The following is a 13765-nucleotide window of genomic DNA, read 5'->3' on the forward strand; positions in this document are numbered from 1 at the left end:
GAGAGGCCACAGTACGTTTCTTTTTCATGATCGGCATATCCATGATATTCATCCTTCATGATATGCCTCGCCCACAAAATCACGGATAGGTCCCTTAGCAGGGGCGGTGCGTGAACAACCGCCGCGGCGCGCGCAGCGCCGCCGGAAGAATGACTGCTGTGTCACGAGCGTGGAGTGTGCGAGAGCCCAGATTCCAGATGCACCACTACCGGACCTGCGCGAGGGACCCGCTTATGAGTTAGCGGTGTGAGCCGCTTTCTTTTGCTTACTTTTCTTTGCGGCAGGCAAAGAAAAGTGAGTGCCGCCCCGCACAGGGGCAACGCCAATAGACCACTAAAAAATCAAGAAAAGGCCAACACCCAAAGAGACCAACCGAACCCGCGCAGCGGACAAAACCCCAATCAAGCCGCCACCAAAACCCCACCCAAAGACCGATCCCGATCCAGGTGCCGATCGGCAAAAGCCTCCCCAACCATCACCAGACTAGGCTGCGCAGCATCAACCCACGCCACTGCCTCACCACAAGCAAGCCCTTCAAGCGTGAGCGTCAAAATCCTTTCCCGAGGCGTACTACAAGCCTCAACAATCGCCACAGGCGTAGAAGCAGGCCGCCCAGCCTCGATCAACTGCTGTGCAATCTCAACCCCACTATCCCGGCCCATATAAAACACAACCGAATCCGCGTTGACCTGCTCACGGATCTCATCGGAGCCAGCAGCCCGACTAAAAGTCGCCAGAGCCACACTCCGGGACACGCCACGCAACGTCAAAGACCGCTTCAAGGAAGCCGCACTAGCCAACGCGGCAGTGATACCAGGCACGACCTCATACTCGATCCCAGCCGCCTCAAGCGCGCGCATTTCCTCATCGGCGCGCCCGAACAACATAGGATCGCCCCCCTTGAGCCGGACCACGACCTGATGTTCGAGCGCAGCGTCCACGATCTGCTTGTTGATGAACTGCTGCGCAGTGGAAAGCTGCCCACAGCGCTTGCCGACAGCAATCCGCCGCGCGTGCGAAGGCGCATAGTCGAGCATGGCCGGCTCGATCAAAGCATCATGCAACACCACATCCGCCGAACCTAAAAGCCGCGCGCCGCGCACGGTAATCAGATCCGCGGCACCCGGCCCCGCGCCGATCAAATAAACCTTACCCATTTGCATCAACCTGTCCGTAAGGGCGCCAAAGGCACACAGCAACCAACCGGCAAAGCCGGCAACGCGTCACCTAACCTTATTTAAGCCGAAAACGCCCGAATCATCCCAGCCGCGACGGTATGGTGCGTCGCCTCGTCGATCAGCACGAACGCCCCCGTCCCCTGATGCGAATCATACACATCGCACACCAGCGGCTTCTGCAACGTCAGCGCAACACGGCCGATATCGTTCATGGCCAGTTCCTTGCGATCGGTCGCCTGCGACAACGTATGCACGTCGAGCACTTCCTTGATCGCGCCGATGCGCGCGAACACCGTATTGGTGGTCTGCTTCAACAGATACTTGCGTTGCGTCGACAGCGGCGTGTCGTCGAACCAGCACAGATCGGCTTCCAGCTTCTTCGCCGGTTCCGGCGCTGCTTCACGCAGCACGAAGGTATCGCCGCGCGACACATCGACATCTTCCGCGAGACGGATCGTCACCGTCTGACCGGCAAACGCGCGATCCACCAGCGCCGTGCCGCCCACCACCGGCGCGATAATCTCGGCCACGGTGGCTTCGCGATTCGCCGGCAGCACGACGATCGTGTCGCCCACCTTCACTTCGCCCGCTTCGACACGGCCCATGTAGCCGCGGAAATCGTCGGCCTGACTGCCGTCCTGACGCGCGACCCATTGCACCGGGAAACGCAGCGCCTGACCCGTCGGAATGTCCACCGGCAACGCTTCGAGCAGGTCGAGCAGCGGCTCGCCCGCATACCACGGCATGCTTTCGCTAGCGGTCACGATGTTGTCGCCCTTCAACGCCGACACCGGCACGAAGCGCACATCGTTCAAGCCCAATTGACGCGCGAGTTCGACATACGCATCGCGAATCTCGTTGAAGCGTTGCTCGCTGTAGTCGACCAGATCCATCTTGTTGATCGCGACGATCGCATGCTGCAAACCGAGCAGCTTGACGATCGCGCTATGACGCTTGGTTTGCGGCAGCAATTGCGCGACGCCATCGATAAACGTGACACGTGTCGCATCGACCAGAATGATCGCGGCGTGCGCGGTCGACGCGCCGGTCACCATATTGCGCGTGTATTGCTCGTGACCCGGCGTATCGGCAATGATGAACTTGCGCTTCGCGGTGGCGAAGTAGCGATACGCGACGTCGATCGTAATGCCCTGTTCGCGTTCGGCTTCGAGGCCGTCGGTCAGCAGCGACAGATCGATTTCGTCGCCCACGGTACGCTTGTTCTTCGCGCGCGACAGTGCCGAGAGCTGGTCGCTCAACACGGCCTTGCTGTCGTACAGCAGACGGCCGATCAACGTGCTCTTGCCATCGTCGACGCTGCCCGCAGTGATGAAACGCAGCACGCCGAGGTCTTCTGGTTGGTGAATACCGCTCATGATTTTGTGGCCTCGTGTGTGCTTAAAAGTAACCTTGCTTCTTACGCTGTTCCATCGCGGCTTCGGACACCTGGTCGTCCATCCGCGTTGCGCCGCGTTCCGTGATTTCGGTCACGGCCGTTTCGGCGATGATCTTCTCGAGATCATCCGCATCGCTTTCCACCGGGCACGTGCAGCTGATATCGCCAACGGTCCGGAAACGCACCAGCGCGGTCTCGCTGGTTTCGCCTTCACGCATCGGCGTGAGCGGCGTAACCGGCACGAGCAGGCCATTGCGACGCACGATCTCGCGCTGATGCGCGTAATAGATCGACGGCAGTTCGAGCTGTTCGCGCGCAATGTACTGCCATACGTCGAGTTCGGTCCAGTTCGAGATCGGAAACACCCGCAGATGTTCGCCGTTATGCAGACGCGCGTTATACAGGCTCCACAGTTCCGGACGCTGCGCCTTCGGATCCCACTGACCGAATTCGTCGCGGAACGAGAAGATACGTTCTTTCGCACGCGCCTTTTCTTCGTCACGACGCGCACCGCCGATCAGCGCGGTATAGCCGTGCTCAGCGATAGTTTCGAGCAACGTCACCGCTTGCGCGGCGTTGCGCGAATCCAGTTCGCGACGCAGACGCACGGTGCCGCGCTTGATCGAATCTTCGACGTGACCCACCACCAGTTCCGCGCCGATCTCTTTCGCACGGCGATCGCGGAAGTCGATCACTTCGTCGTAGTTGTGGCCCGTGTCGATATGCACGAGCGGGAACGGCAGCACGGTTTTGCGATTCGCGCCGATGCCGAACGCCTTCAGCGCCAGATGCAGCACGACGACCGAATCCTTGCCGCCCGAAAACAGCAGCGCGGGCTTGCTGCATTCGGCGACCAGTTCGCGCAGGATATGAATCGACTCGGCTTCGAGCCAATCGAGGTGATCCATCCGGTTTGCCGTATTAGCGAGTGGTGCGTTCACAGTGGAGTCGAGCGTGGTGCTCATGTTCGGTCCTTCGTTGATTCGCCCGGCAAGCGGTGGCTTGCCGACGCGGAAGTATTCAAATCAGTAGATGCGGTGTTCGAACCGGAAGCCAAGGTCCATTCAGACCCAAACTTTCAAGCCGATGCACTCTCGCTGCTATTGAACGGAATCGGGGTGATCGTCGTGATATGCAACCCACATTCCTTCGTATCGCGCGACTCCCACCACCAGCGCCCTGCCCGGCTGTCTTCACCGGGACGGATTGCGCGCGTACACGGCTCGCAGCCAATGCTCGGATAGCCACGCGCATGCAGCGGATTGACCGGCACGTCGAACGCTTTCAGATAGTCCCACACTTCGGTTTCCGTCCAATCGGTGAGCGGATTGAACTTGGCGATGTCGCGCGCGGCGTCGTGCTCTTCCGCATGCAGCTCGGCACGCGTCACGGATTGTTCGCGACGTTGCCCCGTCACCCACGCGCTGACATCCGACAGCGCGCGATTGAGCGGCTCGACCTTGCGGATTTCGCAGCAGCGCTTGCGCAGATCGACGCTTTCATAGAACGCGTTCAGACCGTGCGAGCTGACATAGTCGTCAACCGAAGCCGCCAGCGGATGAAACTGTTCGATGTCGTAGCCATAGCGGTCTTTCACACGATCGAGCATGCCGAGCGTTTCCGCATGCAAGCGGCCCGTGTTCAGCGAGAAGATGCCGATCTTCACGCCGCGCGACAGGATCGCGTGGGTGAGCAGCATGTCTTCCGCCGCGAGGCTGCTGGCGAGCTTCACGTTCGTGTGACGCGCGGCGATCGAATCGAGCAGCGCATTCAGGCGCTCGACCTTCGCAGCGAGTTCCGGCGTGAGCGAGGTGACGATCGTCATGCCGAGGCCTTTTCGGCGGCAGCGGCGGCAGCCGCTTCACGGCGACGAAACCACGGCAGCGGGTTGTCCACCGCGCCCTGGTACTGCACGCTGAATTCGTCGAACGCTTTCAGCGCGTCGTCGAAATCCTTGTCCTCGCGCAGCGCGTAAGCATCGAAACCGCAACGGAACATAAACGTAATCTGATCGCGCAACACGTCGCCGATCGCGCGCAGTTCGCCCTTGTAGCCGTAACGCTCGCGCAGCAAGCGGCCAATGCTGTAACCACGGCCGTCGCGGAACACCTGGAAGTCCACGCCGATCAGCGCGATCTTGTCGAAGTCGGCGACGAGATCCGCCGGTTCGTTATCCGGTGCCAGCCACACGCCGATTTCAGCGGCGCCGCGCGAAGCGGCCAGCGCCTCGCGTTCAGCCTGCCACAGCGCGAGCGGCACCAGCACCTTGCCCGCAGGCAAGTCGTTCACCGCCGGCAGCGAGCCGTCTTCGGCCGGGCGCACGAGCGTCCAGTCGTCGTTGACGATCGCGCGATTCTTGATGATAGAAGCCATCTGTTCAGTATCCTTATCGCGGTTACGCGTGAGCCGGTTGACGCGAGGCGTACACACGCTCCTTGAACGGAGCCATGCCGATGCGGTTATACGTTTCGATGAAACGCTCGCCTTCGTGGCGATGCTCGACAAACGTATCGATCACCTTGCTCATCACGTCCGGCATTTCTTCCGCCGAGAACGACGGGCCGATCACGCGGCCGAGGCTCGCGCCATTCGCACCCGTTCCCTGCTCGCCGCCGAGCGTCACCTGATACCACTCCGAGCCGTCCTTATCGACGCCCAGAATGCCGATGTTGCCGACGTGATGGTGACCGCACGCATTGATACAACCCGAGATATTCAGCGACACGTCGCCGAGGTCGTACACGTAGTCGAGATCGTTGAAACGTTCCTGAATCGCCAGCGCGATCGGAATCGACTTGGCATTCGCGAGCGAGCAGAAATCGCCGCCCGGGCATGCGATGATATCGGTCAGCAAGCCGATGTTCGGCGTCGCGAAACCTTGCGCCTTGGCCTTTTCCCACAGCGCGAACAGGTCGCGCTTCCTGACGTTCGCGAGAATCAGGTTCTGTTCGTGCGACACGCGAATCTCGCCGAGCGAATATTCGTCGGCCCAATCGGCAACGGCTTCCATCTGCGTATCCGTCGCGTCGCCCGGGGCGATCGTGGTCGGCTTCAGCGACAGCGTCACCGACGCGTAACCCGACACCTTATGCGGACGCACGTTACGCTCGACCCAACGGGCGAACGCACGGTTTTCCAGCAGATGCTTTTCGAACGAAGCATCGGTATCGGCCAGCTTTTCGTACACCGGCGGCTGGAAGTACTGCGACACGCGATCCACTTCGGCTTGCGTGAGCGTCGCCGGACCGTCCTTCAGGTGCTGCCATTCTTCTTCGACCTGCGCGGAGAATTTCTCCGGGCTCAGCGCCTTCACGAGAATCTTGATGCGCGCCTTGTAGATGTTGTCGCGGCGGCCATAGCGGTTATACACGCGCAGCACGGCTTCGCAGTACGACAGCAGGTGTTGCCACGGCAAGTCCTTGCGGATGATCGCGCCGATGATCGGCGTGCGGCCCATGCCGCCGCCGGCCAGAATGTCGACCACCAGTTCGCCCTGCTCGTTCTTCTTCAGATACACGCCCATGTCGTGAATCTGCACGGCAGCGCGGTCTTCCTTCGAACCCGAGACGGCGATCTTGAACTTGCGCGGCAGCCACGCGAATTCCGGATGGAACGTCGACCATTGACGCAGGATTTCCGCCCACGGGCGCGGATCGACCATTTCGTCCGGCGCGACACCGGCGAACTGGTCCGCAGTGATATTGCGGATGCAATTACCCGAGGTCTGGATGCCGTGCATCTGCACCGCGGCGAGCTTGCGCAGGATTTCCGGCGTTTCCTCGAGCTGGATCCAGTTGTACTGGATGTTCGAGCGCGTCGAGAAATGGCCGTAACCGCGGTCGTGTTCGCGGGCGATCTGCGCGAGCACGCGCATCTGGTCGCTACGCAGGTTGCCGTAGGGAATCGCGATGCGGTGCATGTACGCGTGGCGCTGCATGTACAGGCCATTCTGCAGACGCAGCGGACGAAACTCCTCTTCGCTCAATTCGCCCGACAAGCGGCGGCGAACCTGATCGGCGTACTGCGCGACCCGTTCATCGACGATGGTCTGGTCGTACTGATCGTATTGGTACATTCGGGGACCCCAATTTTTGCGTGACACACAGCGGTCCGGTTCCGCTGCGCCTTGAATACCTGGTGTTAGTCAGCTGCTGCAAACGAGGGTTTAGACCCATCTCTCATTTGCTTATGACAAATACAGATATCCATATTGAAAAAGATGGACAGATCGTAATAAACTCGCCTTATATTTCAAACGACTAAAAAATTACTTTGATATGCGGAGAGGTTATATATGAACCTGCACCAGTTCCGCTTCGTCCGCGAGGCCGTGCGGCAGAATTTCAACCTGACGGAGGCGGCCAAGGCACTGTTTACCAGCCAGCCGGGCGTTTCCAAGGCGATCATCGAGCTGGAAGACGAGCTGGGCGTCGAAATCTTCACGCGGCACGGCAAGCGGGTGCGCTCGCTGACCGAGCCGGGGCGCATCATTTTGCAGTCAGTCGAGAGGATCCTGCAGGAAGTGGAGAGTCTCAAGCGAGTCGGTAAAGATTACGCAGCGCAGGATCAGGGCAATCTGGTTATCGCCGCGACCCACACGCAGGCGCGCTATTCGCTGCCGGCGGCGATCGCCGAGTTCAAGAAGCGCTTCCCCAAGGTTCACCTTTCGATTCTGCAAGGTAGCCCGACCCAAGTCGCCGAAATGGTGATCCACGACCAGGCCGATCTGGCGATCGCCACCGAAGCCGTCGCCAACTACAAGGAACTGGTGTCGCTGCCCTGCTTCCAGTGGCATCACGTCGCGGTCATGCAGCCGGATCACCCCCTACTCGACCGCAAACTTTTGTCGCTGGATGATCTGACCCAGTATCCGCTGATCACCTACGACAACGCGTTCGCCGGCCGCACCAAGATCAACGAGGCGTTCCGCCTGCGCGGCCTGCATCCGGACATCGTGCTGGAGGCGATCGACGCCGACGTGATCAAGACCTACGTGGAACTGGGTCTGGGCGTCGGCATCATGGCGGATATCGCGTTCAACGCCGAGCGCGACCGTCATTTACGTGCCATGCCGGTCGGCCACCTGTTCGGCAGCAATGTGACGCGGGTCGCGCTGAAACAGGGCGCCTATCTGCGCAGCTATGTGTACACGCTCGTCGAACTGTTGTCGCCGAGCATGAACCGCAAGCTGATCGAACAGGCCTTGAAGGGCGAACACGAAACCTACGAACTTTGACCGCAGTATTTGACAGCAGCACGCTTCCCGCTACGGAGACCTCCCGATGACGTCGCATCAGTCGCATAAAAACAGCATTCGCGGCCTGGCCGCCCTCGGCGCGCTGTTGCTCGCCACCGCCGCGCACGCCGACATCAAGGTCGGCATCGACCTGTCGAGCACCGGCCCGGCGGCCGTGATCGGCATCACCAGCAAGAACGCGATGCTGATGTGGCCCGCCACGATCGCCGGCCAGAAAGCCGACTACATTTTCCTCGACGATGCGTCCGACCCGGGCGTCGCCGTGCGCAACATCCGCAAGCTGATCAACGAGGACCACGTCGACGTGATCGTCGGCCCGAACATCACGCCGGCGGCAATGGCCGCGCTCGATCCGGTCGCCGAAAGCCAGACGCCGATGATCACGCTGATCGGCTCCGCCAGCGTCGTCGAGCCGCAGGAAGGCAAGAAGGTGTGGGCGTACAAAATGGCGCAGACCGACAGCGCGATGGCCGACGTGATGACACGCTACATGTCGAACCACAACGTGAAGACCGTGGGCTTCATCGGTTTCGCGGATGGCTACGGCGAAAGCTGGCTCAACGAGTTCAGCAAGTTCGCGGCCTTGCGTCACATTCAGCTGGTCGCGACCGAGCGCTATAACCGCACCGATGCCAGCGTCACCGGCCAGATTCTGAAGCTGATGGCGGCTAAACCGGACGCGATCCTGATCGCCGGCGCGGGCACGCCGACCGTGCTGCCGCAACGCACGCTGATCGAACGCGGCTATAAAGGCCCGATCTACCAGACGCACGGCATCGCCACACCGGAGTTCATCAAGCTGGGCGGCAAGGACGTGGAAGGCACGCTGTTCCCGACCCAGCCGGTCGTGGTGGCGCGCACGCTGCCGGCCGATCATCCGGCGAAGAAAGCGGCCCTCGCGTTCACCAACGAGTACGAAGCGAAGTACGGCGCGGGCAGCGTGACGCAGTTCGCAGGCGACGCGGCCGGCGTGTACCCGCGCTTGCAGGACGCCGTGGCGCGAGCATTGAAGACGGCGCAGCCGGGCACGCCGGCGTTTCGCACCGCATTGCGCGACGAACTGGAACACGCGCATGAACTGGTGGTGCCGAACGGTGTCGTCAATACGAGCCCGAAGGATCACGTCGGTTTGGATCAGCGCGCCAGCGTGATGGGCATCATCAAGAACGGCAAGTTTGTCTACCTGAGTCAGTGAGCGACGAAGTCAGTCACCCAGTGAGCGGCTGAGCCGCGACACCCGTCGGCATGCGCGGCGAGTTCCGCGCCGCTCATCGCCGCACACGGCACGACGGCCGCATTCCGGCCATCGCGCCCGCCTGCTATTCGCGCAACCCGTTCGGGCGGCGCATCGCACGCACGCTGCGTGTACCATGCTGACGGCCCGCTTGCGTGTGACCGCAGGCTCAGGCCAATTCGCCGATTCCGTGCGAACGCGCGGCGCCTCCCGATCACGAGGCCGCCGGCGCGTTCCGCCAATGCCGTGAAGTCCGTCAGACCGCGCATGCTAAAAACCAGAAAACGTATCGTCATCGCCGCCCTTGTCGTCATCGTGATCCTCGCTATCGCGATTGCCCAGGCTATCAGGAAGCGCGGCGCACACGCTGCCGCCCCGGAAACCGTCTCTTCGGTCGTCGAATTCGCACCCGACGATCTCACCACGGTCAGCCGCCGCACTCTCTCCGAAACCTTGCCGTTGACCGGCTCGCTGCGCGCGATCACGCAGGCCGCGGTCAAATCGAAAGTGGCCGGCTCGGCGCTCGACGTCGCGGTGCGCGAGGGCGACACGGTCAAGACCGGCCAGATCCTGGCCAAAATCGACGCCCGCGATTACGTGGCGCGCGCCGAACAAAGCCGCGGCCAGATGGCGGCCATGGCCGGCCAGCTCGACATCGCCAAACAGACGCTCGACAACAACCGCGTGCTGGTCGAAAAAGGCTTCATTTCGAAGAACGCGTTCGACACCGCGCAAAGCCAGTACGAAATCGCCCGCGCGAACCTGGATGCGGCGCGAGCCGCGCTGGCGTCGTCGAATCTATCGCTCGACGATACGACCGTGCGCTCGCCGCTCGACGGACAGGTCGCTACACGCTCGGTCGAGCCGGGCGAAAAAGTCGCCGTCGACACCAAGCTGTTCGACGTGGTCGATCTGCGCACGCTCGAACTGGAAGCGCCGGTGCCGGTCGGCGAGATCGGCCGCGTACGCATCGGCCAGCCGGTGAGCATCGCCTTCGACGGTATCGATACGCCGGTGCAAGGCGCGATCACGCGGATCAATCCGGCCGCGCAGCCGGGCTCGCGTTCGATCATGGTGTATGTGCAGGTCGCCAATCCGGCGGGCACGTTGCGGGTTGGCATGTTCGGCACGGGCACGATCGCGGTGGGCAGCCGGCAGAACGTGCTGGTGGTGCCCGCCACCGCGGTCCGTACCGACGGCGCGCGCCACAGCGTGTACGCGCTGGTCGGCGGCAAGCTGGTCGAGCAGCCGGTGCAGACCGGTGCGACCGGCGAGGCCGACGGCGACGCGTGGACCGAAATCACCAGCGGACAGTTGAACCTCGGCGAGCAGATCGTGAAGAACAATCTCGGCTCGTTGCGGATCGGCAGTACGGTGCATGTGGTGCAGCCGGCTTCATCGGCGCAGGCCGCGTCGCCGGCCGCCGGCCAGCACTGACCGGAGCCCGCGCCCATGTGGTTCACCCGCATCAGCATCGGCAACCCGGTGCTCGCCACGATGATGATGATGGCGCTGCTCGTCATCGGTCTGTTCTCTTATCAGCGCCTGAAAGTCGATCAGTTTCCCGACATCACCTTTCCGATCGTGGTCGTGCAGACCGCCTATCCGGGCGCCTCGCCGGAATCGGTCGAGTCCGACGTCACGCGCAAGATCGAGGAAGCGGTCAACACGATCAGCGGCATCGACGAAATCACGTCGCGCTCCTACGACGCGCAATCGGTCGTGATCGTGCAATTCGATCTCTCGGTCGACGCGGTACAGGCCGCGCAAGACGTGCGCGACAAGATCGCGCTGATCCGCCCGGACCTGCGCGACGGCGTGAAGGACCCGCGCGTGTTGCGCTACGACCCGGCGGACACGCCGATCGTCACGGTCGCGGTGTCGAACGCGCCGGGCGCCACCCTGTCCACGCGCGACCTCACCACCGTTGCCGATCAGATCGTGCGCAAGCGGCTCGAAACCGTACGCGGCGTCGGCTCGGTGTCGCTGGTGGGCGGCGTCAAACGTCAGGTGCAGATCGACGTGAAGCCGGAAAAACTGCAAGCGTTGTCGATCGGCGTCGATCAGGTGATCCGCGCGGTGCAGAACGAGAATCAGGAAATTCCGGCCGGCCCGCTCACGTCGAGCCATATCGAACAGACCGTGCAGATCAAGGGCCGTTTCGATAAGCCGGACGACTTCAAGCGCATCATCATCGCGCGACGTGGCGCGCAGTCCGCGATTCCCACGGCAAGCTCGGCGACGCAACCGGTCACGCTCGATCAGGTCGCCGACGTGGTGGACGGCCAGCAGGAACCGGACAGCACCGCGCTATTGAACGGCCAGCGCGCGTTGTTCGTGTCGATCATCAAGGCGCAGGGAGAAAACACGGTCGACGTGGCGCACGGCGTGCGTGACGAAGTCGCGCGTTTGCAGCCGCTGCTGCCGCCCGGCGTCAAGCTCGATGTCACCGACGACTCGTCGATCGAAATCGAAGACAGCGTCAACGAAGTGAAACGCACCCTGCTCGAAGGTGCGTTGCTCACCGTGCTGATCGTGTTCCTGTTCCTCGGCTCGTGGCGCAGCACGGTGATCACCGGTCTCACGCTGCCCATCGCGCTGATCGGCACGTTCGCGGTGATGTACGCGTGCGGCTTCACGATCAACGTGATCACGCTAATGGCGCTGTCGCTGTGCGTCGGCCTGCTGATCGACGACGCGATCGTCGTGCGCGAGAACATCGTGCGGCACGTGCAGCTCGGCGCGGACCATCGCACCGCCGCGCTCGACGGCACCAAGGAAATCGCGCTGGCCGTGCTGGCCACTACCTTCTCGATCGTCGCGGTGTTTTTGCCGGTCGGCTTCATGGGCGGCATCATCGGCCGCTTCTTCCACCAGTTCGGCATTACGGTCGCGGCCGCCGTGCTGATCTCGATGTTCGTGTCGTTCACGCTCGATCCGATGCTGTCGTCGATCTGGCCGGACCCCGATCTGCACGACGCAGACACCGGACGCAAGGGCTACCGTTACGGCCGTTTGATCCAGCGTTCGCTGCATCTGTTCGACACGCAGATCGACCGACTCACGGCGTTTTATCAGCGGCTGCTCGGGTGGTCGCTGAAGCATCGCGCGATCACGCTGGTCATCGCGGCGGTCACGTTTTTCGGCAGCCTGTTTCTGGTGCCGTTCGTCGGCACCGAGTTCGTGCCAAACGCGGACTTCTCGGAAACGCAGATCGGCTTGAATACGCCGGTGGGGACGTCGCTCGAAGCGACGTCGGAGAAAGTCAAACAGGTGCAGGCGATTCTCGCGACCTACCCCGAAGTGCGCTTCACGTATGCAACGGTCAATTCGGGCAATACGCAGGGCAAGAACACCGCGCTCATTACCGTCCGCCTGAAAGACCGGCGCGATCGCACGCGCGGCGTGGTCGAACTGAACGAGGCGTTTCGCGCGCGGCTGGCGTCGGTGGCGGGCGTGGCCGTGACCGAGATCGGCATGTCCGACGGCGCGGGCAGCACCAAGGCGATTCAGTTGAGCTTGCAGGGCGACAACATCGACGAACTACGTCGCCTGTCCGACGTGGCTCAGGCGCGCATGGCGAAGATCCCTGGGCTCGTCGATCTGGATTCGAGCCTGAAGGCGGACAAGCCGATCGTCGCGATCAACGTGAAGCGCGAACTCGCCTCCGACCTCGGCGTAGGCGTCGCGGATATCGGCACGGCGCTGCGGCCCCTGCTGTCCGGCGACGCGATCAGCACCTGGCGCGCGCCCGACGACCAGGACTACGACGTCAGCGTGCGGCTGCCGCGCGAGCAGCGCCAGGACGTGGACGATCTCGCCCGGCTGATGATCGCCACCAATCGCACCGACGCGAACGGCGCGCCGGTGCTGGTGCCGCTGCGGCAGATCGCGGACATCGTCAAGACGACCGGCCCCGACGTGCTGAACCGGCGCGATCTGCAACGCGAGGTGGAGTTGTCGGCGAACGTGAACGGCCGCTCGCCCGGGGAGGTCGCCGCCGACGTCGCGAAAACGCTCGACGCGATGCATCTGCCGGCGGGCTATCACTACCGCTTCGAAGGCTCGACCAAGAGCATGAACGAGTCGTTCATTTACGCGGTGGAGGCGTTGGCGCTGGCGGTGATTTTCATCTACATGATTCTGGCGTCGCAGTTCGCGAGTTTCGCGCAACCGCTCGCGATCATGGCGTCGCTGCCGCTCACGCTGATCGGCGTGCTGGTCGCGCTGTTGCTGTTCGGCAGCACGTTGAACATGTTTTCGATCATCGGCTTCGTGATGCTGATGGGGCTCGTGACGAAGAACGCCATTCTGCTGGTGGACTTTGCGAATCAGGCGCGGCGCGGCACGCTGCTGGATGCGTCCGGGAGGGGCCGCAAGATGGAGCGGCGCGAGGCCTTGCTCGAAGCAGCGCGGGTGCGGCTGCGACCGATTCTGATGACCACGCTGGCAATGATCTTCGGCATGCTGCCGTTGGCGGCGGCGCTGGGCGAAGGCGGCGAGCAGCGCGGGCCGTTGGGACAGACGGTGATCGGCGGGGTGATCACGTCGTCGATTCTGACGCTGGTGGTGGTGCCGGTGGTTTATACGGTGCTGGAGGATTGGGGGAGTTGGGTGCGGCGGAAATTGTCGCGCAAGCCGCAGTAAGCGGATCGGGGACTGACGGGATAGACGCGCCGCTTCGGCGAAATTGTTAAAGT

General features: G+C 62.4%; 10 protein-coding genes. 4 read left to right on the forward strand and 6 right to left on the reverse strand.

The features are described from left to right. Positions 1-401: 401 nt before the first annotated feature. From cobA to BX591_RS24995, 6 genes are all read right to left on the reverse strand, one after another. Positions 402-1157 carry a uroporphyrinogen-III C-methyltransferase gene (gene cobA, locus BX591_RS24970; RefSeq protein ID WP_111934109.1) on the reverse strand — a complete coding sequence of 252 codons (756 nt, stop codon included), beginning with the start codon at positions 1155-1157 and terminating at the stop codon, positions 402-404. 80 nt (positions 1158-1237) lie between these two features. Continuing rightward, positions 1238-2554, reverse strand: coding sequence for a sulfate adenylyltransferase subunit 1 (locus tag BX591_RS24975; protein ID WP_111934004.1), 1317 nt, complete (start codon positions 2552-2554; stop codon positions 1238-1240). A 22-nt stretch (positions 2555-2576) separates the two neighbouring features. Beyond that, positions 2577-3539 carry a sulfate adenylyltransferase subunit CysD gene (gene cysD, locus BX591_RS24980; RefSeq protein ID WP_111934005.1) on the reverse strand — a complete coding sequence of 321 codons (963 nt, stop codon included), beginning with the start codon at positions 3537-3539 and terminating at the stop codon, positions 2577-2579. Positions 3540-3652: 113 nt separating this feature from the next. Beyond that, positions 3653-4399, reverse strand: coding sequence for a phosphoadenylyl-sulfate reductase (locus BX591_RS24985; protein ID WP_111934006.1), 747 nt, complete (start codon positions 4397-4399; stop codon positions 3653-3655). Beyond that, the gene (locus BX591_RS24990; protein ID WP_111934007.1) at positions 4396-4947 is read right to left on the reverse strand and encodes a DUF934 domain-containing protein; all 552 of its coding nucleotides are present in this window, start codon (positions 4945-4947) and stop codon (positions 4396-4398) included. Before BX591_RS24990 ends, BX591_RS24985 begins: the two co-directional genes overlap by 4 nt. 22 nt (positions 4948-4969) lie before the next feature. Beyond that, positions 4970-6649, reverse strand: a complete 1680-nt coding sequence (locus tag BX591_RS24995; protein ID WP_111934008.1) for a nitrite/sulfite reductase — start codon at positions 6647-6649, stop codon at positions 4970-4972. A 219-nt stretch (positions 6650-6868) separates the two neighbouring features. Between BX591_RS24995 and BX591_RS25000 the strand changes: the two genes are divergently transcribed. The 4 genes from BX591_RS25000 to BX591_RS25015 all read left to right on the forward strand — a co-directional run bounded on the left by BX591_RS25000 (position 6869) and on the right by BX591_RS25015 (position 13712). Next, entirely contained in the window at positions 6869-7810 is a 942-nt protein-coding gene (locus BX591_RS25000; protein ID WP_030101898.1) for a CysB family HTH-type transcriptional regulator, read from the forward strand. Positions 7811-7856: 46 nt separating this feature from the next. After that, positions 7857-9026, forward strand: coding sequence for an ABC transporter substrate-binding protein (locus BX591_RS25005; RefSeq protein ID WP_111934009.1), 1170 nt, complete (start codon positions 7857-7859; stop codon positions 9024-9026). A gap of 306 nt (positions 9027-9332) precedes the next feature. Further along, positions 9333-10502, forward strand: a complete 1170-nt coding sequence (locus tag BX591_RS25010) for an efflux RND transporter periplasmic adaptor subunit (RefSeq protein WP_111934010.1) — start codon at positions 9333-9335, stop codon at positions 10500-10502. Positions 10503-10517: 15 nt separating this feature from the next. Continuing rightward, on the forward strand, positions 10518-13712 hold the full coding sequence (locus BX591_RS25015; protein ID WP_111934011.1) for an efflux RND transporter permease subunit: 3195 nt from the start codon (positions 10518-10520) through the stop codon (positions 13710-13712). Positions 13713-13765: the final 53 nt, after the last annotated feature.

The sequence above is a fragment of the Paraburkholderia bryophila genome (assembly GCF_003269035.1).
In the GTDB taxonomy this organism is placed as follows: domain Bacteria; phylum Pseudomonadota; class Gammaproteobacteria; order Burkholderiales; family Burkholderiaceae; genus Paraburkholderia; species Paraburkholderia bryophila.